23 protein-coding genes and 1 pseudogene are annotated in these 24,421 nt (G+C 65.5%); 12 read left to right on the forward strand and 12 right to left on the reverse strand.

The window, feature by feature from the left end; genetic code table 11:
* Positions 1-187: 187 nt before the first annotated feature.
* A complete protein-coding gene (locus HAP41_RS01840; RefSeq protein WP_027534981.1) occupies positions 188-433 on the forward strand; it encodes a PilZ domain-containing protein in 246 nt (81 codons plus the stop codon).
* Positions 434-512: 79 nt separating this feature from the next.
* Positions 513-1,286 carry a tetratricopeptide repeat protein gene (locus tag HAP41_RS01845; RefSeq protein ID WP_166062073.1) on the forward strand — a complete coding sequence of 258 codons (774 nt, stop codon included), beginning with the start codon at positions 513-515 and terminating at the stop codon, positions 1,284-1,286.
* 30 nt (positions 1,287-1,316) lie between these two features.
* Here the strand turns inward: HAP41_RS01845 and HAP41_RS01850 are convergent, their stop codons facing one another.
* The 7 genes and pseudogenes from HAP41_RS01850 to rsmI all read right to left on the reverse strand — a co-directional run bounded on the left by HAP41_RS01850 (position 1,317) and on the right by rsmI (position 8,444).
* A complete protein-coding gene (locus tag HAP41_RS01850; RefSeq protein ID WP_028155520.1) occupies positions 1,317-2,609 on the reverse strand; it encodes a CpaE/TadZ family protein in 1,293 nt (430 codons plus the stop codon).
* On the reverse strand, positions 2,606-3,340 hold the full coding sequence (locus tag HAP41_RS01855) for a CpaD family pilus assembly protein (protein WP_166062026.1): 735 nt from the start codon (positions 3,338-3,340) through the stop codon (positions 2,606-2,608). The genes HAP41_RS01850 and HAP41_RS01855 overlap by 4 nt, the downstream gene beginning before the upstream one ends.
* Positions 3,341-3,392: 52 nt before the next feature.
* Entirely contained in the window at positions 3,393-4,910 is a 1,518-nt protein-coding gene (locus HAP41_RS01860; RefSeq protein ID WP_166062001.1) for a type II and III secretion system protein family protein, read from the reverse strand.
* Between the two features lie 13 nt (positions 4,911-4,923).
* Entirely contained in the window at positions 4,924-5,739 is an 816-nt protein-coding gene (gene cpaB / locus HAP41_RS01865) for a Flp pilus assembly protein CpaB (protein WP_063980255.1), read from the reverse strand.
* Positions 5,740-6,154: 415 nt separating this feature from the next.
* Positions 6,155-7,099, reverse strand: a complete 945-nt coding sequence (gene gshB, locus HAP41_RS01870; RefSeq protein WP_166061955.1) for a glutathione synthase — start codon at positions 7,097-7,099, stop codon at positions 6,155-6,157.
* Positions 7,100-7,109: 10 nt separating this feature from the next.
* On the reverse strand, positions 7,110-7,508 hold the full coding sequence (locus tag HAP41_RS01875; protein WP_028155515.1) for a YraN family protein: 399 nt from the start codon (positions 7,506-7,508) through the stop codon (positions 7,110-7,112).
* A pseudogene (gene rsmI / locus HAP41_RS01880) lies at positions 7,495-8,444 on the reverse strand (16S rRNA (cytidine(1402)-2'-O)-methyltransferase). The gene HAP41_RS01875 and the pseudogene rsmI overlap by 14 nt, the downstream one beginning before the upstream one ends.
* A 339-nt stretch (positions 8,445-8,783) precedes the next feature.
* Here rsmI and HAP41_RS01885 point away from each other — a divergent pair.
* Entirely contained in the window at positions 8,784-10,019 is a 1,236-nt protein-coding gene (locus tag HAP41_RS01885; RefSeq protein ID WP_166061878.1) for a penicillin-binding protein activator, read from the forward strand.
* 120 nt (positions 10,020-10,139) lie between these two features.
* On the opposite strand, the gene hemW is transcribed toward HAP41_RS01885, so the two are convergent.
* Genes hemW through rph form a run of 3 tightly spaced genes read right to left on the reverse strand, consistent with a single transcriptional unit; the run spans position 10,140 to position 12,641 of the window.
* Positions 10,140-11,294 (reverse strand): radical SAM family heme chaperone HemW, encoded by a 1,155-nt coding sequence (gene hemW, locus HAP41_RS01890; protein WP_166061868.1) that lies wholly within the window; start codon positions 11,292-11,294, stop codon positions 10,140-10,142.
* Entirely contained in the window at positions 11,281-11,916 is a 636-nt protein-coding gene (gene rdgB / locus HAP41_RS01895; RefSeq protein WP_166061817.1) for an RdgB/HAM1 family non-canonical purine NTP pyrophosphatase, read from the reverse strand. Before rdgB ends, hemW begins: the two co-directional genes overlap by 14 nt.
* A gap of 11 nt (positions 11,917-11,927) precedes the next feature.
* Positions 11,928-12,641: a ribonuclease PH gene (gene rph, locus HAP41_RS01900; RefSeq protein WP_014490830.1), complete on the reverse strand. Its 714-nt coding sequence runs from the start codon at positions 12,639-12,641 to the stop codon at positions 11,928-11,930.
* A gap of 168 nt (positions 12,642-12,809) precedes the next feature.
* Between rph and hrcA the strand changes: the two genes are divergently transcribed.
* Together hrcA and grpE are read left to right on the forward strand one after the other, a co-directional pair.
* Entirely contained in the window at positions 12,810-13,898 is a 1,089-nt protein-coding gene (gene hrcA / locus HAP41_RS01905; RefSeq protein ID WP_063980248.1) for a heat-inducible transcriptional repressor HrcA, read from the forward strand.
* 96 nt (positions 13,899-13,994) lie between these two features.
* The gene (gene grpE, locus HAP41_RS01910) at positions 13,995-14,600 is read left to right on the forward strand and encodes a nucleotide exchange factor GrpE (protein ID WP_166061776.1); all 606 of its coding nucleotides are present in this window, start codon (positions 13,995-13,997) and stop codon (positions 14,598-14,600) included.
* A 152-nt stretch (positions 14,601-14,752) separates the two neighbouring features.
* Here the strand turns inward: grpE and pncA are convergent, their stop codons facing one another.
* Together pncA and HAP41_RS01920 are read right to left on the reverse strand one after the other, a co-directional pair.
* Positions 14,753-15,475, reverse strand: coding sequence for a bifunctional nicotinamidase/pyrazinamidase (gene pncA, locus HAP41_RS01915; RefSeq protein ID WP_166061713.1), 723 nt, complete (start codon positions 15,473-15,475; stop codon positions 14,753-14,755).
* Between the two features lie 126 nt (positions 15,476-15,601).
* Positions 15,602-16,534, reverse strand: coding sequence for a hypothetical protein (locus HAP41_RS01920; protein WP_166061689.1), 933 nt, complete (start codon positions 16,532-16,534; stop codon positions 15,602-15,604).
* Positions 16,535-16,929: 395 nt separating this feature from the next.
* On the opposite strand from HAP41_RS01920, the gene dnaK reads away from it, so the two are divergent.
* From dnaK to HAP41_RS01955, 7 genes are all read left to right on the forward strand, one after another.
* Entirely contained in the window at positions 16,930-18,831 is a 1,902-nt protein-coding gene (gene dnaK, locus HAP41_RS01925) for a molecular chaperone DnaK (protein ID WP_028148797.1), read from the forward strand.
* Positions 18,832-19,076: 245 nt separating this feature from the next.
* Entirely contained in the window at positions 19,077-20,204 is a 1,128-nt protein-coding gene (gene dnaJ, locus HAP41_RS01930) for a molecular chaperone DnaJ (RefSeq protein ID WP_166061630.1), read from the forward strand.
* A gap of 88 nt (positions 20,205-20,292) precedes the next feature.
* The gene (locus HAP41_RS01935; protein ID WP_028148799.1) at positions 20,293-20,892 is read left to right on the forward strand and encodes a class I SAM-dependent methyltransferase; all 600 of its coding nucleotides are present in this window, start codon (positions 20,293-20,295) and stop codon (positions 20,890-20,892) included.
* Positions 20,893-20,949: 57 nt separating this feature from the next.
* The gene (locus HAP41_RS01940) at positions 20,950-21,528 is read left to right on the forward strand and encodes an NADPH-dependent FMN reductase (RefSeq protein ID WP_166061622.1); all 579 of its coding nucleotides are present in this window, start codon (positions 20,950-20,952) and stop codon (positions 21,526-21,528) included.
* Between the two features lie 6 nt (positions 21,529-21,534).
* Complete coding sequence (pyrF, locus tag HAP41_RS01945; protein WP_166061621.1) at positions 21,535-22,248, forward strand: orotidine-5'-phosphate decarboxylase; 714 nt, start codon at positions 21,535-21,537, stop codon at positions 22,246-22,248.
* Positions 22,249-22,321: 73 nt separating this feature from the next.
* Complete coding sequence (locus HAP41_RS01950) at positions 22,322-22,624, forward strand: DUF1330 domain-containing protein (protein WP_063980243.1); 303 nt, start codon at positions 22,322-22,324, stop codon at positions 22,622-22,624.
* A gap of 409 nt (positions 22,625-23,033) precedes the next feature.
* Complete coding sequence (locus HAP41_RS01955; RefSeq protein ID WP_175617958.1) at positions 23,034-24,335, forward strand: calcium-binding protein; 1,302 nt, start codon at positions 23,034-23,036, stop codon at positions 24,333-24,335.
* Positions 24,336-24,421: the final 86 nt, after the last annotated feature.

Below are 24,421 nucleotides of genomic sequence, written 5' to 3' on the forward strand. Positions count from 1 at the left end.
AGAGCCCGATCTTTCTTGCGAGAACAATGCGAGAACAGTCCGAGGGCCCGGAAAACCCTAACCGGTCGTAAACATCACGCAGACACTACGCCTCGAATGCGAGCGGCTCTCATCAGCACATCCCAACGAATGTTCGCTACTCCTAGAGCTGCGGGATGGGCCGTGATCTAACGGGTGAACAATTCAAATGCTTGCAAATCGCCGCAGAAGCGAACGACGGGTGTGCACTCGGCTCGCCAAGATTCACTTTGGCGCGGGCTCGCTGCCGAGGGATTGCACGATCACGGATATCTCGGATGGCGGCGTGAAAGTGGTGGCGGAGTTTCTGGAAGTGCCGCCGCAATTCACCATCATCTTCGCGCCCGATTATTCCCGCCAATGCCGCCTGCGCTGGCGCATCGGCTGCGAATTCGGCGCCGAGTTCACCGATTGAGCCGGACGGACCGGGTTCCTTAACTGGACTTTAGCGTTAATCGGTAAGCATCGCTGATCAGTCGCCGAGTGATCAGAGTATGCCCAAGCGTTCGTCCCTTGCCTCTCCGCCGGCGAGATTCCTGCTTTCCGCGCTCGTGATGCTTGCCCTCGGCGGCTGCCAGACCACGAGTCTGGAGGACATCACCGGCGCGCTCGGTGGCAAGTCGGAAACGGCTGGCAGGGCCGATCCGAAGCCGGACATGGACGCGCTTCGCGAGCGCTATCGCGCCAAGCCTTCCGATCCCAACGTCGCGCTCGAATATGGCATGGCGCTGCGCGAGACCGGCCAGCGCGCCCAGGCCGTTGCGGTGATGGAGCAGGCCGTGCTCGCCCATCCCAGCAACAAGGCGCTGCTCGCCGGCTACGGCCGCGCGCTCGCCGACAGCGGCAATTTCCAGCAGGCCTTCGATGTGCTCAGCCGCGCGCATACGCCTGAGGATCCCGACTGGCGCATCCTGTCGGCGCAAGGCGCGGCGCTCGATCAGCTCGGCCGGAACGAAGAGGCGCAGCAATATTATTCGGCAGCGCTGAAGATCGTGCCCGAGGAGCCGCAGGTTCTGTCCAATCTCGGCCTGTCCTACATGCTCCAGAACAATCTGCCGCGGGCCGAGGAAACGCTGCGCCGCGCCTTTGAGCGCAATCGCGCCGATTCCCGCGTGCGCGCCAATCTGGCGCTCGTCGTGGGACTGCAGGGAAAGCAGGCCGAGGCCGAGACCATCGTGAAGGCCGACCTGCCGCCGGATCAGGCCGCGGCAAAGGTCACGGCGCTACGGCAGTTGCTGGCGAAGAAGCAGCAGCGGGCGGACAAGTAGCCCGCCCTCGTTTCTCGTTCGCGTTGGTGCTTACGACACCTTGCGATGCGGGGCTGACCCGCGACCCGCCCTGCCCTTGAGCCTCTTCAGGAGCGGCCCGAGCAGCGAGCGCTTCGGCTTCTTCACCTCGCCACGCCCGGCGAGGCGGTTCGCCATGTTCTGGAACAGAAGGGTGGTGCGGTGGTTCTTGGAGACCTCTGCGATCATCTGGCCGTTATTGGCCGCGGTCGAGAACAGTTTCGAGTCGAACGGGATCGCCGCGATCGGCTGGCTCTCCATGGTCTTGGCGAACGCCTTGACGTCGATCTCCGCGCGCTTGTGCATGCCGACCTGGTTGATGCAGTACAGCGGCGGCCGGTCGTTGGGCCGTGCCGCCTTGAGCACGCTCAGCATGTTCCTGGTGTTGCGCAGATTGGCGAGATCGGGCTCGGCCACGATCACGATGTCGTCGGCATTGACGAGCGCGCGGCGCGTCCAGCCCGACCATTGGTGGGGAACGTCGAGCACGATGCAGGGTGTGGTCATGCGCAGCGTGTCGAAGATCGCATCAAAAGCTTCGGCGCCGAAATCGTAGACGCGGTCGAGCGTCGCGGGCGCAGCGAGCAGACTGAGGCGCTCGGTGCATTTGGCGAGCAGGCGCTCCATCAGCGCCGTGTCCGGCCGGTCCTGCGAGAGCACCGCGTTGGCGATGCCCTGCGCCGGGTCCTGGTTGTAGTCGAGGCCGGCGGTGCCGAAGGCGAGGTCGAGATCGATCACGACGGAATCGAGCGCGAGGTCGCGCGCGATGGTCCAGGCCACGTTGTGCGCGACCGTGGACGCACCGACGCCGCCCTTGGCGCCGACCACCGCGATGACGCGGCCGGTGATGATGGCTTCCGACGCCGAGAACAGGCTGCAGATCGAACGGACGACGTCGAGCGTTTCGACCGGTCCCACCACGTAGTCGTTGACGCCGCGGCGGACCAGCTCGCGATAGGGCGCGGTGTCGTTGGGGTTGCCGATCACGACCACGCGGGTGCCGGGATCGCAGACGCCGGCGAGATCGTCGAGGCCCTCGAGGATATCGCGTGTGCCGTCGGATTCGATCACGATGACGTTCGGCGTCGGCATCGTGTCATAGACTTCGATGGCCGCGGCAAGGCCGCCGCCCTTGGCGGTGAGATGCGCCTTGGCGAGACGGCGATCTTGCCCGGCCGCGGTGATCGCGGCGAGCGTCTGCTCGGTCTCGCAAAAGGCCTGCACCGAGATGCGAGGAACCGGCGCAATGTGGTCCTCGGGGTGCCGCGGGTCGTCCGCTTCGTCGTCGTCGTGAAGACTTGTCATTTGCCTGTGTCGCTGAGTTTGGCCTTTTCGGCCTCGGGATACATGGTCGTGGTCGCCATGCCCTTGCGGTAGCGCTCGAAGGCGATCTCGCGCCGTGCGGTGTAGGCAGGCGTCTCCGCCCTCGGCTGCTCGAGGTCGGCGGGGTTGTCGATCATGGCCGCGAGGTTGCGCTGGCTGGCGCAACCCAGATTGAAGTACGGCCGGTTCTCGTTGTAGCCGGGGTCGAGGATGTTCGGACCGACGTCTTCCGGCCACAGCCCGCAGGGGCCGGCGACCGCGGCGATCTTCGAATAGCTCAGGCGGATGGTCGGCAGCAGTCCGGGATCCTCGGGCCGATAGGGATGCTGGACGATGGCGCGCGACGGCACGCCGCCGGATGCGAGCACCGACCGGATTTCGTGATAGGTCGCCGCTGCGGCGCGTGAATTCGCAGCGTCGCTCGGCACGTCGACGACCACTGAACCGGTGCCTTCGCGCACCCAGTCCCTGGCAATGCCCGCGACGTCCGCGTGCTGCGCGGTGGAGAGGCCCCCGCGCGCCTTGCCGACGAAGATCACGATCGACTTCTTGGCTTCCTGCACCGCGATCGGGTGGCGCTGGCGATAGTCGGTCGGCACCGTCTGGGTGACGATGTCACCGGTGGTGTTGCAGGCGCCGAGCACGACGGAGAGCCCCGTCAGCGCCAGCGCGATCCGCAGCTTGCGACGTCGATCGGCAATCGTCTTCGTCATCGCTTTGTCCCCTCTTGCCCCGTTTCCTGTCCCGGTCCCCAAACCGTCCGTCTCAGTCGATGATGAAGCCGAAATCGCCGCGGCTGCCTTCGATCGGATCGACGCTGCGCGCGATGCCATAGAGCCGGTTCATGCGGCCGAGCAGCGCCGTCTGCGCGTCCGAGGCCGGCGCAAAGCCGTCGTCGGGCCGCGATAATTCCTTCTGGGCGACCGCGCGCACCACGTAGGGCGTCACGATCACCATCAGCTCGGTCTCGTTGTTGACGAAGTCCTGGCTGCGGAACAGCGCGCCGATGATCGGCACCTGGTCGACGCCGGGCAGGCCGTTGATCGCCTGCTTGGTCTTCTGCTGGATCAGGCCGGCCATCGCCATCGAGCCCCCGGAGGGAATTTCCAGCGTGGTCTCGGCGCGGCGGGTCTGGACCGAGGGGATCGTGATCGAGTTGCTCGAGGTCGAGGACACCGCCTGCGTCAGCGTGATCGCGTTCGTGTTCGACAGCTCCGAGACCTCGGTCATCACGCGCAGGCTGATACGGCCTTCGCTGAGCACGAGCGGGGTGAAGTTCAGGGAGATGCCGAACTTCTTGTAGGTGACCTGGGTGGTACAGACGTGCGTGACCGGATCGCAGGAATAGCCTGCGGGGATCGGAAATTCACCGCCGGCGATGAAGGTGGCGGATTCGCCCGAGATCGCGGTCAGGCTCGGTTCGGCGAGCGTGCGCATCACGCCGGCGCTTTCCATCGCGCGCATTGTGGCGCTGACGGTGGCGACACCCTTGGCGAGCCCGGCCACGCCGAGCCCGTTGCTGCCGACGATCGGTCCGCCGCTGACCGAGAACGGATTGGAATTGTTGAAGTTCACGACCGCAGTGCCGGCATTCAGGCTGGCGCTGAGGTCGACGCCCAGCTGCTTGACGATGTCGCGGCGGACTTCGCCGACGACGACCTTGAGCATCACCTGGTCGCGGCCGCGCACGACGATGTTGTTGACGACCTTGTCAGCGCCGCCAACGAGTTTTGCGGCGACATCGCCGGCCTGCTGGGCCTCGATCGGGCTCGACACCGAGCCGGTCAGCATCACGCTGTCGCCGACGCCTTCGATCTGCACGCCCGGCAGCGATTGGCGCAGCGCCGTGCGCATGCCGTTGAGATCGCGCTTCACCGCGATGTCGTAGGAGGCGACCTGCTGGCCGTCGGCGGAGAAGAACACGACGTTGGTCTGGCCGACCTGGCCGCCGATGATATAGGCGCGCTGCGACGAGCGGATCACTGCATTGGCGATCTTGGGATCGGCCACCAGCACGTCCTTGACCTCGCGCGGCAGGTCGATGACGACGGACTTGCCGACGCCGAGCGACAGCGAGCGCGTGCGTGCAGGCGCGATGGTCGAAACCGGCGACACGCCGAGATCCGGCGCCTGCATCGGCGCCTGGTCGCCGACCGGCGCATCCGCCGCGCTGACGACGTCGGGGGCTGCGATCAGCCCCAGCATCAGCACCGCCCCCGTCCAGAACGAGCGCGCGCGCTTCCCCCGAATGCGCAGGCCCGTCCGATCATCCCCGTAGTTCATGGTGTCCCCATCATCACTTCTGTGACGTCAGTTGCCGTGCCTGCACCCCGTAGCGGATCACGTTCACGCCGCCGGGCCGTTTGGCCGTCAGGTCTTCGATCGAAATCTCCGACGCGTTGGCATCGGCGATGCTTCGCAACGCGAGCGTCAGCGTGCCGCCCTGGCGCGAGGCCGACAGCGTCGCGACCTGGTCCGGCTTGAGCTCGAGCGTGACGGTCTTGCCGAGCACGGCGTTCTGGCCGTCTTTTTCTTTCGGAGCCTGGTCGATCGCGAGCACACGGATGTTGCTCAGGATGACCTCCGACAGGATCAGGTCGTTGCCGCCGGTCGCGCCGTTGGCGCCATCGGGGTTCTTCAGGCGCCGCGTCAGGACGATGTCGACGCGGTCGTTCGGCAGGATGAAGCCGCCGGCGCCGGTCTCGGCTGAAATCTCGGTGGAGACGGCCCGCATGCCGGAGGGCAGGATCGCGGCCATGAAGCCCGAGCCCTCGGCCCTCACCAGCTTCTGCTCGCGGATGGGTTCGCCCTGCATCAACGGCACGCGCGCGATCGAGCCTGCGATCTGGGTCTGGGCGTCGGGCCTGCTGTCGCGGCGGATGAAGGCGCTGCTCGCGGTTGCCGCCGGCCAGGACTGCCATTGCAGATCCTCGGGCTTGACGGCCTGGCCGAGCTGAATGTCGTTCTTCGCGATCAGCACCTCGACCGTCGGCAGCTTCTCGGCGACGGGAAGGGCGGGCGCGGGCTTGTTGTCAAAGCCGCTCGCCAGATACGCAGCGACGCCGCCGGCGCCCAGCGCGATGACGAGAACGACAATGCGTGCGGTGTTCATACGCTTCTACTCTTACGCGGGGCACTCGAACCGCACGTGGCGGGTTCCCCTGCGTCGATGAGTAGGGAGTAAAAGTATAAGGGGTGTTGCGAGGCCGAGTGTGATGGCCCGTGACGATGCGCGTTCTGGGCAGATGGTGAACGTCGCGTTATCCGGTCGGCCAATGGCCCCGTAGATTCACGCAGAGCGGGACGTTCGTTCGAACGATGCGCGCGGCGTCATGGTGAATGGGTGGTTTAGTCATGGGCGCTTCGCGCAGCGTGCGCGGTAGTCGCTCCTCAGGGTGAGGAGCGTACTTCCTCGTGTTTCAATTGATGTCCGCAGCCCGGATGGAGCGAAGCGCAATCCGGGCTCGTGCAGCGCGTTGTGAGATCCCGGATTTCGCTGCGCTCCATCCGGGCTACGAGTGAGCGCCCTACTTCGCCCGCTTCTGCTCGATCACGTCCCAGACCTTCGCCGCGACATCCGGCCCGCCGAGCCGCGCGATGGCACGGATGCCCGTCGGCGATGTCACGTTGATCTCGGTGAGGTTGCCGTTGATGACGTCGATGCCGACGAACAGCAGGCCGTGCTCGCGCAGCGCCGGGCCGACGGTCGCGCAGATCTCGCGCTCGCGTGGCGTGAGCTCGGTTTCCTGCGCGGCGCCGCCACGCACCATGTTGGAGCGGAGGTCGTCGGCGGCCGGCACGCGGTTGACCGCGCCGGCGAACTCGCCGTTGACCAGGATGATGCGCTTGTCGCCGTGCTTCACCTCGGGGATGAACTGTTGGATCACCCACGGCTCCTTGAAGGTCACCGAGAACATGTCGAACAGCGAGCCGAAATTCATGTCCTGCGGCATCACGCGGAACACCGCCGCGCCGCCATGGCCGTGCAGCGGCTTCATCACGACGGCGCCGTGCTTATCCCGGAACGCGTTGATCTCGTCGAGGTCGCGCGAGATCAGCGTCGGCGGCATCAGCTGCGGAAAGTTCATCACGAACAGTTTTTCCGGCGCGTTGCGCACCGAGGCGGGGTTGTTGACGACCAGCGTCTTCGGATGGATGCGCTCCAGGAAATGCGTCGAGGTGATGTAGGCGAGATCGAACGGCGGATCCTGGCGCAGCAGCACGACGTCGAAGCCGTTGAGCGCTTCGCGCCTGGGCTCGCCCAGCGTGAAGTGATTGCCGGGCTCGTCGCGCACGGTCAGGAGCTGGATGGGCGCGACGATCTCTTCGCCGACCATCGAGAGCTTGTCGGGCGTGTAATAGGACAGGCCGTGGCCGCGCTTCTGCGCCTCCAGGAGCAGCGCAAAGGTGGAATCGCCCTTGACGTTGATACGGGCGATGGGGTCCATCTGGACGGCGACGTTCAGTTTCATGGTCTGCCTTTCAGGTCGAGGCGTCGAATGCCGCCAACACATGGCGCGGAAGCGAGCGCGGCGCAATCAGCATGGCGTCGAATCGCAGTTCGAATTCGGCATGCTCGGGATGCGCCACGAGCCAGCCTTGCGCGGCGTCGATGATGCGCTGCTGCTGGCGCGGGGTCACGGCGAAGGCGGCGTCATCCAGCGTCGCGCGGGCCTTGACCTCGACGAAGGCGATCAGGTTGCGGCGGCGCGCCACGATGTCGATCTCGCCATGTGGGGTGCGGTAGCGCCTGGCGAGGATGCGGTAGCCCTTGGCCATGAGATAGGCGGCGGCGCGGCTCTCCGCGGAGATGCCGGTGCGGAACGCGGCGACGCGTTCGGGCGAGGCGACTTTCGGTTCCGCGCCCTCAGTCTTCGCCATCGCCGTCCCTCAGGTCCTTTGCGAGCTCGAGCGCGCGGGCATAGACCTCGCGGCGTGGCCGGCCCGAGAGCGCGACCGCATGCGCGACGGCATCCTTGACGCTGTGCGCGGCGAGCTGCTCGCGCAGCAGTCCGTCGAGCGCATCCGAGGTCAGCAGCTCCGCGTCCGCCGCAGGCGGCGCGATCACCAGCACGAATTCGCCGCGCGTCTCCAGCGTGTCCGCCCCGCGTGCCAGCTCCTGCAGCGGCGCGCGCGAAATCTCCTCGTGCAGTTTCGTCAATTCGCGGCAGATCGCGGCTTCGCGCGTCCCCATGATCTCGGCAAGCTCGGCGAGCGTGTCCTGGACGCGGTTGCCGGAGTCGAACATCACCAGCGTCGCATCGATGCGGGCGAGCTCCGCAAGGCGCGACTTTCGCGCGGCGGATTTCGCCGGCAGAAAGCCCTCGAAGAAGAAGCGGTCGGTCGGCAATGCGGCGACCGACAGCGCGGCCAGCACCGAGGACGGGCCGGGCAGCGCGTAGACCGCATGGCCGGCTGCGCAGACCTCGCGCCCAGCTTGAAACCGGGGTCGGAGATCAGCGGCGTGCCGGCATCCGACACCAGCGCGATCGAGCCGCCCTGCCCCAGCGCCTCCAGGATCTTCGGACGCGCCGCTTCCGCGTTGTGCTCGTGATATTGCTTGAGCTGGGCCGTGATCGCGTAGCGCTCGGTCAGGCGCCGCGTGATGCGGGTGTCCTCGCAGGCGATGACGTCGACGCCGGCGAGCGTCTGAAGCGCGCGCAGCGTGATATCGCCGAGATTGCCGATGGGGGTGGCGACCAGATGGAGGCCCGGCGCCGCCTTCGGCGCCGTCAGCCGATGGGCGTCGATGGAGAAACCGCGCGAGGCGGGATCCGTCGTTTCAGGTGTATTTATCGGGCTCGGCTTTACGCGCATAATGAATCGAACTTAGGCATGATCCCCGGGGCTGGGAACCGGTCCTCGGAAAAAGATCGCGCCAGGTCAGGGGTGAGGAAGGACTGGAATGTGATCCATCCGGCATCACATTGCAGAGGGAATGAAGCGTCGGCGCCACATTCGCGGCGGAAACGCCGCCTTGATGCGGGTGACGGATGGTGGACAGCTAGCCAGGGCTTGAGGTGTGGCCGCGTTAAGTGGTCATTATCCTTTTGTTTTAGTTAACTATTTGCCGACAATATGCCTGAATCCGCGGCTTGTGTCGTGGAAAGAATGTTGTGACCGGCCGGCCGACGGTCGGTCAGAAGAGAAGTTGTGATGCTGGGCCCGCGCGATCCTAAATCTCCCGTTCAGGGCTCCCGATTATCGGGGGCGACCCGGCGGAGCGCACTCGGCCTGTTGCTCGGCGCCCCCTTGCTGTCGGCCTGCGCCGGCGTGCAGCAGAGTCTCAGCCAGTTCTCCAACCCGTTCAGCAGCTCCTCCCCTGCCCCGGCTCAGCCGGCCGGACCGCCGCAACAGGCCACCACCGCCGGCAGCGGCGGGGTGAAGGTTGCCGTGATCCTGCCGCTCTCGGCCGCCGGCAATGCCGGCCTCGCCGCGCAGTCGATGCGCAACGCCGCCGAGATGGCGCTGGCCGAGTTCCAGAATCCCAACATCCAGCTCCTGATCAAGGACGACAACGGCAGCCCGCAAGGCGCGCAGGCGGGCGCGCAGCAGGCGGTCGACGAAGGCGCCGAGATCATCCTGGGCCCGCTGTTCGCGCAGTCGGTGCCGGCGGTGGCGCAGGTCGCGCGTACGCGCGGCATCTCGGTGATCGCGTTCTCGACCGATTCCAGCATTGCCGGCCGCGGCGTCTTTCTGCTGAGCTTCCTGCCGGAGTCCGACATCAACCGCATCGTCGAATATTCCGCGAGTATCGGAAAGCGCTCGGTCGCCGTGCTGGTGCCCGACAACGCCTATGGCAATGTCGTCGAGGCCGCGGTGAAGGCGGCGGTGCCGCGGCGCGGCGGCCGCATTGTCGCCTTCGAGAAATACGGTTCCGATCGCGCGACGCCGGCGCGTACCGTGGCGCAGCAGCTCGGCAGCGCGGATGCGCTGTTCATTGCCGATGACGGCGATGCCGTCGTCGCGGTGGCCGATGCGATGACGGCCGCAGGCGCCAATTTGCGCAACATCCAGCTGCTCGGCACCGGCCTGTGGGACAATCCGCGCGTCTATGCCAATGCGAACTTGCAAGGCGGTCTCTACGCCGCGCCGGACCCGGCCGGCTTCCGCGCCTTCTCCGGCCGCTACCGCACCAAATACGGCGCCGAGCCGATTCGCACCGCGACGCTCGCCTATGATGCGGTCGCACTCGTCGCCGCGCTCGCGCGCACGCAGGGCCCGACGCGCTTCTCGCCGGACGTGCTCACCAACCCTTCCGGCTTCGCCGGCATCGACGGCCTGTTCCGCTTCCGCGCCGATGGCACCAACGAGCGCGGCCTCGCCGTGATGAAGGTGACGACGGGTGGTGGCGTGGCGGTCGCGGGCTCGCCGAAGAGTTTTGGGGCGTAGTTCGGGGCGACGGTGCCGTAGGGTGGGCAAAGGCGCGCTTCGCGCCGTGCCCACCATCTGCCTGCAAACGCTGTGAAAATGGTGGGCACGCTTGCGCTTTGCCCACCCGACGGCAGCTCGCTACGCGGCGAGATCCGCGACCACCGCGTCCAGCACCGGGAAGCCGCTGCTGGTCACGCGCAGCCGCCCCGTCGTATCCACGATGATCGCACCTTCCTCGCGCAACAGCGCGATGCGCTTGGGATCAAGCGGGCGGCCCGACAGCGCGCTGTAGCGTTCGGGGTCGATGCCCTCGGCGAGACGCAATCCCATCAGCAAAAATTCGTCGGCGCGCTCCTCGCTGTTGAGGAGATCGTCGGTGACGTTGCCGTGGCCGTTGGTCTCGACGCGCATCAGCCAAGCCTCGGGACGCTTCTCGGTGGCGGTGGCGTGCCTGATACCGTCGATGTCGAGGCGGCCATGGGCACCGGGGCCGATGCCGGCATATTCATCGCCGCGCCAGTACACCAGATTGTGCCGGCACTCGGCGCCGCGCCGCGCGTGATTTGAAATCTCGTAGGCGGGCAGGCCGAGCTTGTCGCAGGTCTCCTGCGTGACGTCGTAGAGCGCGCGCGCGACGGCTTCGTCCGGCGTCTTCAATTTGCCGGCCTGGTGCAGGCCGAAGAACGGCGTGCCTTCCTCGATCGTCAATTGATAGAGCGACAGATGCTCGGCCGCTTCATCGATCGCGAGACGCAGCTCGTCGGCCCACATCGCCGGTGTCTGGTCGGGGCGGGCGTAGATCAGGTCGAACGAATAACGGTCGAACGAGCGGCGCGCGATGGCGACGGCATCGAGCGCCTCGCGCGCGCTGTGCATCCGGCCCAGCGCTTTCAGCGAGGCATCGTCGAGGGCCTGCACGCCGAGCGAGACGCGGTTGACGCCGGCGGCGCGATAGCCGGCGAAGCGCGTGGCTTCGACGCTGGTCGGGTTTGCCTCGAGCGTGACCTCGACATCGCTGGCGACGCGCCAATGCTTGCCGATGGCATCGAGCACCGCGCCGACGGTTGCGGGCTGCATCAGCGACGGCGTGCCGCCGCCGAGGAAGATCGAGGTGACTTCACGCCCGGGCGCACGCTGTGCGGTCGTTTCGATTTCACGCGCGAAAGCTGAAGCGAAGCGCGTCTCGTCGATCGCGGCGTGGCGGACGTGGCTGTTGAAGTCGCAATAGGGGCACTTCGACAGGCAGAACGGCCAGTGCACATAGACGCCGAAAGCTTGCTTAGCGCGGCTCAAGGCAGATCTCCGCCAGTTTCACGAAGGCGCGGGCGCGATGCGACAGGCCGAGGCCGAGCGGCGGCAGGCCGTGCTTCTCGATGCTGGTCATCTCGCCGAACGTGCGATCGTGGCCATTGGGCAGGAACATCGGATCATAACCGAAGCCGGCCGTGCCGCGCGGCGGCCAGACCAAGCTGCCGTCGACGCGCGCCTCGACCTCTTCGAGATGATCGTCGGGCCAGGCGACGCAGAGCGCGGAAACGAAATGAGCGGTGCGCTTGTCGGGCGTGGCGGCGCCGCGCTCCTGCAACAGGCGCTCGATCTGCGCCATCGCGGCAGCGAAATCTTTTGACGGTCCGGCCCAGCGCGCGCTGTAGATGCCGGGCGCGCCATCGAGCGCGTCGACCACGATGCCGGAATCGTCGGCGAAGGAGGGAAGCTTGGTCGCCTGCGCCGCCGCGATCGCCTTGATCGCGGCATTGCTGCGGAAATCGTTGCCGGTCTCGTCGGGCTCGGGCAGGCCGAGCTCACCGGCCGACACCGCCTCGATGCCGCAAGGCGCGAGCAACTCCTTCATCTCGGCGAGCTTGCCGGGATTGTGGGTCGCGATGACGAGCTTTCCGGTGATTCGGCGGTGCATGGGCCTATTGACTACGCCACGGCCAGTTTCTGCAAGTCCACGAGCCGCGCGATACCCTTCTGGGCCAGCGCCATCAGCGCGAGGAACTCGTCCTGCGTGAACGGCTCGCGTTCCGCGGTGCCCTGCACCTCGATGATGCGGCCATCGCCGGTCAGGACGAAATTGGCGTCGGTCTGGGCTTCGGAATCCTCGGCATAGTCGAGGTCGAGCACGGGCGTGCCGTTGTAGATGCCGCAGGAGATCGCGGCGACGTTGTCGCGCAGCACCTTGGCCTTGATCATGTTGCGCGCCTTCATCCAGTTGATGCAATCGGCGAGCGCGACCCAGGCACCGGTGATCGAGGCCGTGCGCGTGCCACCGTCGGCCTGGAGCACGTCGCAATCGACCGTGATCTGGCGCTCACCGAGCGCTTCGAGATCGACGATGGTGCGAAGCGAGCGGCCGATCAGGCGCTGAATCTCGACGGTGCGGCCGCTTTGCTTGCCGGCGGAGGCCTCGCGGCGGGTGCGTTCGGAGGTCGCGCGGGGCAGCATGCCGTATTCGGCGGTGACCCAGCCGCGGCCCTGGCCCTTCAGCCACGGCGGCAGGCGGTCTTCCAGCGTGGCGGTGACCAGCACATGGGTGTCGCCGAATTTCACCAGGCAGGAGCCTTCCGCATATTTGACCACGCCGCGCTCCAGCGTCACGGGGCGCAATTCGTCGGGCGCACGGCGGCTTGGCCGCATGGGAAATCCTCCAAAACTCTCGGAAAAGGGCTATTCGCGGTGCTTGTAGGTGGGGTGAGGGTGGGCGGCAAGGCTTTTTCACCCCGGGTTTTCCACCCCGCAAACGCCACGCTTGTCAGAACCCTCCGGGATGGACAAATTATAAGCGTCTGAGAGGAGTTATCGTCCGTGGCCCATCACGATCCGATCCATCTGATCGCGCCGCGCGCAGGCCTCGCCCAGCTCAACGAGCGTTCCCGCGACATCTTTCGTCAAATTGTCGAAAGCTATCTCGCGACCGGCGAGCCGGTCGGCTCGCGCAATATTTCGCGGCTGATCGCGATGCCGCTGTCCCCGGCCTCGGTCCGCAACGTCATGGCCGACCTGGAACAGCTCGGCCTAATCTATGCGCCCCACACCTCTGCCGGCCGCTTGCCGACGGAACTGGGCTTACGCTTCTTCGTCGACGCCCTGATGCAGGTCGGCGACCTCAATGACGCCGAGCGGCAGTCGATCCAGAGCCAGTTGACGTCGGTGGGTCACGCCCAATCGGTCGAGGCGGCGCTGTCGGAGGCGCTGACGCGGCTGTCCGGTCTCACCCGCGCCGCAGCGGTCGTGTTGACCCCGAAATCCAATGCGCGGCTGAAACACATCGAATTCGTCCGGCTGGAACCCGAGAAGGCGCTGGTGATCCTGGTCGGCGAGGACGGTCAGGTCGAAAACCGCGTGCTGTCGCTGCCGCCGGGAGTTCCCTCCTCGGCGCTCACGGAAGCCGGTAATTTCCTCAATGCGCGGATCCGCGGCCGCACGCTGGCCGAGGCCCGGCTCGAGCTCGAAACCGCGCTCGGCGAAGCCCGCGCCGAGCTCGATCAACTGACGCAGAAGGTGATTTCGGCCGGCATTGCGAGCTGGTCCGGCGGCGAGAACGAGGACCGCCAGCTGATCGTTCGCGGTCACGCCAATCTGCTCGAGGATCTGCACGCGCTGGAGGATCTCGAGCGCGTTCGCCTGCTGTTCGACGATCTCGAGACCAAGCGCGGCGTGATCGACCTTCTGGGGCGCGCCGAGACCGCCGAGGGCGTGCGGATCTTCATCGGTTCGGAGAACAAACTGTTTTCCTTGTCGGGCTCCTCCACCATCATCTCGCCCTATCGGGATGCCGCCGGCCACATCGTCGGTGTTTTGGGCGTGATCGGGCCGACGCGGCTGAATTATGCCCGCGTAATCCCGACCGTGGACTACGCCGCGCGCATCGTCAGCCGCCTCCTGGGGGGCTGATCGGCGTTTCCTCCGATCACGGGCGCTTGATTTTCGTGAGCTTAGGCACGATATCCGGGCCAGCAATCCCTTGAGACGAGTTCGAGAAGAGAGCCGATGACCGATCGAGACCGGCAGCCCGACGACGCGACCCCACCGACCGACGAGCCCGTGGTGTCAAAACCCTACATCATGCCCGACGATCCGGAGCCCGGCTCAGTCGAGCTGTTGCAGAAGGAAGCCGCCGAGGCGCGTGACCGCATGCTGCGGACGCTGGCCGAGATGGAAAATCTGCGCAAGCGCACCACCAAGGAGGTCGCCGATGCCCGCCTCTACGGCATCACCGGCTTTGCCCGCGACGTGCTCGACATCGCCGATAATCTCCAGCGTGCGCTCGATGCCGTTCCGGCCGAGGCCCGTGCCGCGGCCGATCCGGGCCTGACCTCGCTGATCGAGGGCGTCGAGCTGACCGAGCGCTCGCTGCTCAACGCGCTGGAAAAGCACGGCGTCAAGAAGTTCGATCCGCAGGGACAGAAGTTCGACCCGAACTTCCAGCAGGCGATGTACGAGGTGCCGGATGCGTCGGTGCCTGCGGGCACCGTCGTGCAGGTCATGCAGGCCGGCTACACCATCGGCGAGCGCGTGCTGCGCCCGGCGCTGGTCGGTGTCGCCAAGGGCGGCACGAAGGCTGCGCCGGCTGCGAACAGCAACGAAGTGAACTGAGCGGCGCACTGGTCGATCCTCATGGTGAGGAGGCGCGTCAGCGCCGTCTCGAACCATGCAGGCCCGGCTGTTGCAGCTCGGCCTTCATCCTTCGAGACGCGTGCTAAGGGGCACGCTCCTCAGGATGAGGGTTTGGCAGCTTTTCGCGCCGCTTACGCGCTCACCGCGATATCCGCGGACTGAATCTGCTTCACGCCGGCCTTGGCCATGTCGGCCCAGGCTTTTGCGAGCGAACCCTGCGTGTCGATGCCGCGGCAGGCGTCCTCCACCACATAGACCTCGAAGCCCGCCTTGCGCGCATCGAGCGCGGTCCAGGCGACGCAGAAGTCTGTCGCGAGGCCGGCGACGAAGACGCGCTTGATCTTGCGGCCCTTCAGGTAACCGGCGAGGCCCGTCGAGGTCTTGCCGTCGGCCTCCAGGAAGGCCGAATAGCTGTCGACGTCCTTGTGAAAACCCTTGCGGATGATGAGCTCGGCATGCGGGATCGCGAGATCCTTCGACAGCGCAGCGCCATAGGTGCCCTGCACGCAATGATCGGGCCACAGCACCTGCTTGCCGTAAGGGAGGTCGACGGTCTCGAACGGCTTCTTGCCGGAGTGCACCGACGCAAACGAGATGTGACCTGGCGTGTGCCAGTCCTGGGTCATCACCACGTTCGCAAAGGCCTTCGCCATCTTGTTGATGACGGGAACTACCTGCTCGCCTTCCTTCACGGCGAGGCTGCCGCCGGGCAGGAAGCAGTTTTGCACGTCGATCACGAGCAGCGCGGAGGCATCGTCCGGCTTGATCGATGCGGCCGCAAGGAGCGCGGTTGGAGCAAGGGCTACGAGAGCGCTTGTCCCAAGCGCCGCGAGGATTTGTCGTCGATCAAGCATCGTTCGCCTCCCTCCAGGATGATCCAATGGAAGGAAGCCTAGTTCCGTTCGTATACGAACAGAAGCCCGAAAATGCAGCCGGTTCTGTCCAGCGCTTGGGCTAACCCTTGAGACTAACCCTTGAGACTAACCCTTGGGCTGGATGCCGTCGCGCACGGCGCGGAAGCGGGTGAAGGCGGCCGACCACTGGTCGCGCGGGGCGCTGGCGATGATGCGCAGCGAGGCGCCGCCGCTCGAGAAGCGGATCCACTGGACCACGGTCACGGGCGTCTTGTCCTTGCCGCTGACGCCGTCGATCCGGGTCTCGAAACCCTGCTGGCCGTTGATGCGGATCGGCTCCGACATGGTGACGCGGGATTCGCGCACGCCGGGAATCTGCAACGCGGCCTCCTGGGCAAAGCGGGCGCGATCGTCGGCCTGCTGCGGGGTGGCGCCGATCAGGCCGAGGATCATGAACGGCTTGGATTCATAGCCCGAGCTCTCATTGCCGTCGGCCAGGATGATGCTGGAGCCCGGCGCCAGGGTGCGGATGTCCTTGAAATCGGCGAGATCGGTGATCTTGAACGGCATCAGCCCGATCTGCTCTTCGGCCGAGACCTGCTTGCGGGTGACGGCGCTCGCAAACATCTGCCGCACCGCCTCGTCGGTGTAGATCTTGGTCGCGTTCTCCGGGATCTGCACCGCGACATAGCCGGAGAAGCCGGCGCCCGGCACGATCATCGAGTAGCGCTTCACCGGCGTCTCGCCGGCCTTGCCGCTTTCCGTGGTGAAATAGGCAAGACCCGCGGGGGTCTCGAGCTTGTCCTGCTTGACGCCGGCGGTGCCGGCTGGATTGGAATTGAAGGCGCTCACGACCTCGCCATAGGCCGCCGGCGGCAGCTCGGTGATCAGCACCTTGACGCTGCCGTCCTCGCTCTCGAAGCCCGGAAACGTCTTGGCCGTGCTCAGGCCGACCAGCGGCACCATGCCGAGGCGCAAGCCGGGCGGGAAAACGGCATCCGCCGCAAGGGCCGGAAGCGCTGTGGCGACGAGGACGGCGAGCGCGCGAATGAGCTTCATGGGCACTCTGATTGGTTCACATTGAGGCCGTTCGATGGTCGGCCGTTGGGCCGCTTTGTCGCGCAAAGCCGCCTTGATGGCGGCGGTCCGGCCGCCCGCCTTTTAACGGGTTTGGCCCGCCGGTAACAGGGCGGGGCAGATCACGGTGGCGGTGGCCGGCTGACGCCTGAACCTGTTAATAATTCCTCACCCGCAAGGGCGGTTGAGCCCGGATATGATCTTCCAAAACCCAATGTTTTCATGGCCGAAACTTGCGTTCGGTCCTTGCGGGCCCCTCCCCCCCTCCTATATGAGCGTCAACCATCGCAATATCGCGGATGTTTGATCTTAGGGGGTTTGGAGCGGGTGCCTCTTGGGCCCAGCCAACCTGCCGCAAAAACAAGGATATCAGGACCATGGGAAAGGTCATTGGGATCGACCTCGGCACCACGAATTCGTGCGTCGCCGTGATGGATGGCAAGAACGCCAAAGTCATCGAGAATTCCGAAGGCATGCGCACGACGCCTTCGATCGTCGCCGTGACGGACGACGGTGAGCGCCTCGTCGGCCAGCCTGCCAAGCGCCAGGCAGTTACCAATCCCGAGCGTACGTTCTTCGCAGTGAAGCGCCTCATCGGCCGCCGCTACGACGACCCGATGGTCGAGAAGGACAAGAAGCTCGTTCCGTACAAGATCGTGAAGGCTTCCAACGGCGACGCCTGGGTCGAGGCCGACGGCCAGACCTACTCGCCGTCGCAGGTGTCTGCGTTCATCCTGCAGAAGATGAAGGAGACCGCGGAAGCCCATCTCGGCCAGAAGGTCGACCAGGCCGTCATCACCGTTCCCGCTTACTTCAACGACGCCCAGCGCCAGGCGACCAAGGACGCCGGCAAGATCGCCGGCCTTGAAGTGCTGCGCATCATCAACGAGCCGACCGCGGCCGCGCTCGCCTATGGTCTGGACAAGACCAAGACCGGCACGATCGCCGTGTACGATCTTGGCGGCGGCACGTTCGATATCTCCATTCTCGAAATCGGCGACGGCGTGTTCGAGGTGAAGTCGACCAACGGCGACACCTTCCTCGGCGGCGAAGACTTCGACATGCGCCTCGTGGGTTATCTGGCCGACGAGTTCCAGAAGGAGCAGGGCATCAACCTGCGCAACGACAAGCTCGCGTTGCAGCGCCTGAAGGAAGCCGCTGAAAAGGCCAAGATCGAGCTGTCGTCGACGACGCAGACCGAGATCAACCTGCCCTTCATCACCGCGGACCAGACCGGCCCCAAGCATCTGACGATGAAGCTCACCCGCGCCAAGTTCGAGGCGCTGGTCGACGACCTCGTCCAGAAGACGGTCGAGCCCTGCCGCAAGGCGCTGAAGGACGCCGGCGTCACCGCCGGTGAGATCGGCGAAGTCGTTCTGGTCGGCGGCATGTCGCGCATGCCGAAGGTCCAGGAAGTCGTGAAGCAGCTGTTCGGCAAGGAGCCGCACAAGGGCGTCAACCCGGACGAAGTCGTGGCGATCGGTGCCGCGATCCAGGCCGGCGTGCTCCAGGGCGACGTCAAGGACGTGCTGCTGCTCGACGTGACCCCGCTGTCGCTGGGCATCGAGACGCTGGGCGGCGTGTTCACCCGCATCATCGACCGCAACACCACGATCCCGACCAAGAAGAGCCAGGTGTTCTCGACCGCCGAGGACAACCAGAACGCGGTCACCATCCGCGTCTTCCAGGGCGAGCGTGAAATGGCGGCCGACAACAAGATGCTCGGCCAGTTCGATCTGATGGGCATTCCGCCGGCTCCGCGCGGCATGCCGCAGATCGAGGTGACCTTCGACATCGACGCCAACGGCATCGTCAACGTCTCGGCCAAGGACAAGGCCACGGCCAAGGAGCAGCAGATCCGCATCCAGGCCTCCGGCGGCCTGTCGGAAGCCGACATCGAGAAGATGGTCAAGGACGCCGAGGCCAACGCCGAGGCGGACAAGAAGCGCCGCGAGGCCGTCACCGCCAAGAACGAGGCGGATGGCTTGGTGCACTCCACCGAGAAGGCTCTGGCCGAGCACGGTTCGAAGGTCGCAGAGCCCGAGCGCCGCGCCATCGAGGATGCCGTCAGCGACCTCAAGGAAGCGCTGAAGGGCGACGATGCCGAGGCGATCAAGGCCAAGACCCAGACGCTGGCCCAGGCTTCGATGAAGCTCGGCGAGGCCATGTACAAGCAGCAGGCCGAGGCCGACGCCAAGAAGGATGCGGCCAAGGACGACGTCGTCGACGCGGAATTCACCGAAGTCGACGACGACAAGAACAACAAGAAGTCCGCCTGATCCCCAAGAGGGTGATGATGCGGACGGCTTGGACCCCACACGCGCTACCGGCCTCCCCCCTCACGGGGGAGGCCGTCGTGTCGGGCTCGGCGGGGCGTGTCCCCGTTACGATCGATCAATTCCCAGCCGTTATGATGAACGTCGCCGTGCCGCCCTCTGCCGCGAAGCAAAGGGCTGCCTATATCGTCTCCTGGCGACGTTGTTCCGCTCCGACTTGAATCGCGATTGGATAGACCGAGTTCAACATGTCCACGTCCACCAAGCGCTGCTATTACGAAACGCTCGAAGTCGAACGCACTGCCGACGATTCCGTCCTGAAATCGTCCTTCCGCAAGCTTGCGATGAAATTCCACCCGGACCGCAATCCCGGGGACGACACCAGCGAAGTCAAGTTCAAGGAAATCAACGAGGCCTACGAGGTCCTCAAGGACAAGGACAAGCGCGCGGCCTATGACCGCTTCGGCCACGCGGCCTTCGAGCAGGGCGGCGGCGGTGCCGGTTTCGGCGCGGGCTTCGCCTCCTCCTTCTCCGACATCTTCGAAGACCTGTTCGGCATGGCCGGGCAGCGCGGTCGCGGCGGCCGCGAGCGTGGCGCCGATCTGCGCTACAACATGGAAATCACGCTCGAGGAAGCCTTTGGCGGCAAAACCGCGCAGATCGAGATTCCAGTCTCGGTCACCTGCGAGGCCTGCTCGGGCATCGGCGCCAAGGCCGGCACCAAGCCGAAGACCTGCTCGAGCTGCGGCGGCGCCGGCCGTGTGCGGCAGTCGCAGGGCTTCTTCACGCTGGAGCGCACCTGTCCGAGCTGCCAGGGCCGCGGCCAGATGATCGAGGATGCCTGCCCGTCCTGCTCCGGCCAGGGCCGGGTCACCCGCGAGCGGACGCTGTCGGTCAACATTCCCCCGGGGGTCGAGGACGGCACCCGGATCAGGCTCGCCGGCGAGGGCGAGGCCGGGGTTCGCGGCGGCCCGCCCGGCGACCTCTACATCTTCCTGTCGCTGGCCCAGCACCAGCTCTTCCAGCGCGACGGCGCCGATTTGCACTGCCGGGTGCCGATCTCGATGGTGACGGCCGCCCTCGGCGGCGAATTCGAGGTGCCGACCATCGACAGCGGCAAAACCAAGGTGAAGGTGCCGGCCGGAACCCAGTCGGGCCGCCGATTCCGCATTGCATCAAAAGGCATGCCGGTGCTGCGCTCGCGCCAGATGGGCGACATGTACGTCCAGGTTGCCGTCGAGACCCCGCAGAGTCTCACCAAGAAGCAGCAGGAATTGCTGGCGGAATTCGAAAAGCTCTCCTCCGGCAATACCCAGCCGGAATCGGTCGGCTTCTTCGCCAAGGTCAAGGATCTATTCAGTAATCGGGCGACCTGACTCGTCTTGACCGTATCGCCTTCGGCCTATACCTGTTTATGACCATTTTCTGACACGCCGCGGTCCCGCGGTCCCGTCCGGTCCCGACATGCCATTGCCATCGTCCGCGCGTGCGTTGAAGAAGCCCCGTCTCGACGACGAGGTGCGCTTTCTAAGGTCGTGGATCGAAAAGCCGCTGCACATGGGTGCAGTGATGCCTTCGGGCAAGCTGCTCGCCCGGACCATGGCGCATTACGTCGACGTCAATTCAGACGCACCCGTGGTCGAGCTCGGGCCCGGCACCGGCGCCATCACCTCGGCCCTGGTCGAGCGCGGCGTCGACCAGAAGCGCCTCGTCCTCGTCGAATACAATCCCGGCTTCTGCGCCTTGCTGCGCGACCGCTATCCGCAAGCCAAGGTGGTGCAGGGCGATGCCTATCGCCTGCGCGACACGCTCTGGAACGTGCTCAGCGCGCCGGCCTCCGCCGTCGTCTCCGGCCTGCCGCTCGTGACAAAACCGATGCTGACGCGGCTCCGGCTGGTCCGCGACGCCTTCGCGGCGCTGACCCCGGGCGCGCCCTTCGTGCAGTTCACCTATGCGGTGGTGCCGCCGATCCCGAAATCGCTGCCCGGCGTGTCCACAGAGGCCTCGGAACGGATCTGGATGAACCTTCCGCCGGCCCGCGTCTGGGTGTATCGCAAGGACTAATTCCGTCGGCATTCCCTTTTGCGCGGCGGACTCGTTTCGCCGAACGCATGGAAGTGGATGCCCGCACCCAAAATCCTGGTCATTCCCGGCTCGCTGCGCACCGGCTCGCACAATGCGAAGCTGGCGGCGGTCGCCGCCTATGAATTCGCCCAGGCCGGCGTCGACGTCACCCGCATCTCGCTCGCCGATTTTCCGCTGCCGATCTATGACGGCGATCTCCAGGCCAAGTCGGGCGCGCCCAAGCACGCGATCAATCTCAAGCGCATGATCGGCGCGCATCATGGCGTGCTGATCGTTTCGCCCGAATACAACGCCTCGGTGCCGCCGCTGCTCAAGAACGCGATCGACTGGATCAGCCGCGTACATGAGCTGCACGAGACGCGCGGCGACGTGTTTCGCAACCGCGCCTTCGCGCTCGCCGGCGCCTCGCAGAGCCGGCTCGGTGCGGCCCGTGCACTCCAGGCGCTGCGGCTGATCCTGACCTCCTGCCACGCCAATGTGATTGCCAGCCAGCTCACGCTCGCCTTTGCCGACCAGGCCTATGACGATATGGACAGGCTGAAGAACGAGGGCGACATCGCCGCGTTGAAGGAGCTGGTGCGGCAATTAATCGACATTTCCCAACGCATGATGTGAGGTGACATGACGCCAGCCGAGATCGCCCCGAAGGACCGCCTGATCGTAGCGCTCGACCTGCCCAGCGTTGACGCCGCGGAGGCGATGATCGCAAGGCTCGGCGAGAGCGTCACCTTCTACAAGATCGGTTATCAGCTCGCTTATGCCGGCGGCCTGCCGCTGATCGGCAAGCTCGCCGACAAGGGCAAGAAGGTGTTCGCCGATCTCAAGATGCACGACATCGGCAACACCGTCACGCGTGGTGTGGAGAGCGTGGCCAGGCTGGGTGCAACCTTCGTCACCGTGCACGCCTATCCGCAGACCATGAAGGGCGCGGTCGAAGGCCGCGGTAGCGCGAGCCTGAAGATTCTCGCCGTCACGGTGCTGACGTCCTACAACGACGACGATCTGCATGCGGCCGGCTATCGGCTCAGCGTCTCCGAGCTGGTCGAAGCGCGCGCACAGCAGGCGCAGGTGCTCGGCGTCGACGGGCTGGTGTCCTCGCCCGAGGAGGTCGTCGCCTTGCGCAAGATCGTCGGCCACCAGATGCATCTCGTCACCCCCGGCATCCGGCCGGCGGGTTCTGCGACTGGCGACCAGAAACGCATCATGACGCCGGGTCGCGCAATTGCCGCGGGCGCCGATTATCTCGTCGTCGGACGGCCGGTGGTGGAAGCCGCCGACCCCAAGGCGATCGCTGAAGCCATCCAGGCCGAGATCGCGCAGGCGCTCGGCGCATGATTCGGAAAAACCGCGCAGCGGTTTTCCGGTCGGATGATGCTTAGATAGAGATCAACAAGCAGGGAGAAGAACAATGGCAAAGGGCTACTGGATCGGGCGCGTGGATGTGAGCAGCGACGAGGGCTACAAGCCCTATGCCGTCGCCAACGGTCCGATCTTCAAGAAATGGGGTGGCCGCTTCGTCGTTCGCGCCGGCAAGTTCACCACCGTCGAAGGCGCCAGCCGCTCGCGCAACGTCGTGATTGAATTTCCCGACTACGAGACCGCGATCGCCTGCTACAACTCGCCGGAATACCAAGCCAACATCAAGGTGCGCCAGCCGCACTCCATCGCCGACCTCATCATCATCGAGGGCTATGACGGCCCGCAGCCCTGAAGACGAATTGCCGCGAGAGCCGATCCTGGATTGACGCGAGCATCATCCGGCTCTCGCGGACAGCACGCGCGTACGATCATCGTACGCGATCGAGAGAGCGTCGCAGACATCTCCGCTCGCACTCACGCCGACATCACCTTGCATCGCCTTGACGGACTCACTCGCTTGAACGCGTGAGTGCCGTTCGCGCCTGAGACGAAGACCGTGGCCGTCATTGGGTCCACCAGCTTGCCGTATTCTTTTGTCCCCAAATGGGGATTGCTGGATCGCTCTCCTTTCATCCAAGGTTGCTTGATCGGAGCCCACATCGATCGGTGATGGGCATCAAGCCAACCCGAAATCTGCGACGTCCGTGACGGGCCGCAAGGCGACCCGCATCGCGCATTTCCATGCAAAGGGAGTGAAGATCATGGCACTGATCATCGGAACAGCAGGCGACGATGTGTTGCCTGGCACGAATGTAGACGATCAGATCTTTGGCCTTCAAGGCAACGACACCATTACTGGCCTGGACGGCAATGATGACGTAAGCGGCGGCGCGGGCAATGATTCCATCGATGGTGGTGCCGGCAACGACATCCTTGATGGAAATGCCGGTATCGATACGATCACCGGTGGCGCCGGCGACGACACGATCAACGGCGGCGCGGGCGACGACACGCTGAACGGAAATGCCGGCGCCGACATCATCCACGGCGACCAAGGCAACGACACCATCGATGGCGGAACCGGCGCTGATCAGCTCTTTGGTGACGCCGGCGACGACGGCATCCACGGCGGCGACGGCAATGATGACATTCATGGCGGCGCGGGTGCCGACACCCTGTGGGGCGACGCCGGCGACGATACGTTGAGCGGCGACGCCGGCAATGACGTCTTGAATGGCGGCGACGGTAACGACCTACTCAACGGTGGATTCGGAGATGACACTCTGAATGGCGATGCCGGCAACGACACGCTGAACGGCGGACTTGGCAATGACCTGCTGAACGGCGGTACCGGTGACGACATCCTGAACGGCGGTTTGGGCGCCGATACGCTCAACGGTGGCGATGGCAACGACACCATGCACGGCGACGCGGGCGACGACATCATGGACGGCGGCGCCGGTAACGATACGATGTTCGGCGATGCCGGAGACGACGAGATGGCCGGCGGCGCGGGCAACGATGCCATGAGCGGCGGCGCCGGTGATGACGAAATGAGCGGCGGAACCGGCAACGACACGCTCGACGGCGACGCCGGAGATGACACGCTCGATGGCGGCGACGGCACCGATGTCCTGAACGGCGGGGCTGGGGCTGACATCCTGTCGGGCGGCGCCGGCAATGACACCCTGAACGGCGGTAACGGCGATGACGAGTTGTCCGGCGGCAATGGCGCCGACGTCCTCAACGGTGGACTCGGCGATGATGTGCTGACGGGCGGTGCTGGTACCGATACGCACAATTTCGGCGACAACACAGCTACGAACTTCGGCAACGATGAAGTCACCGATCTCAGCTTTGCCGATGGCGATGCCGTTGTTGTCGACGCTCCGCCAGGCTTTGACCCGGCGACAGTGATAGTGGACGACGACGGCACCAACACCGTGCTGGATTTCGGCTTCGGCGCCATCCAGCTCGATGGCATCACGGGCGGCGCGACACCGTTCGAGTCGATCGCCGAAATCAACACTGCCGCCGGTTATACGGCCGTTGACGTTGTCTAGCGCCGACTAGTAGCGGGGCGGCTGTCAGGCCGCCCCGCCCTCATTTCAGTCAGTGACAGTGCCGGCAAGTTATGTATTCGCGTAAC

Origin of the sequence: Bradyrhizobium barranii subsp. apii (genome assembly GCF_011516635.5) — a bacterium.
GTDB classification, from domain to species: domain Bacteria; phylum Pseudomonadota; class Alphaproteobacteria; order Rhizobiales; family Xanthobacteraceae; genus Bradyrhizobium; species Bradyrhizobium barranii.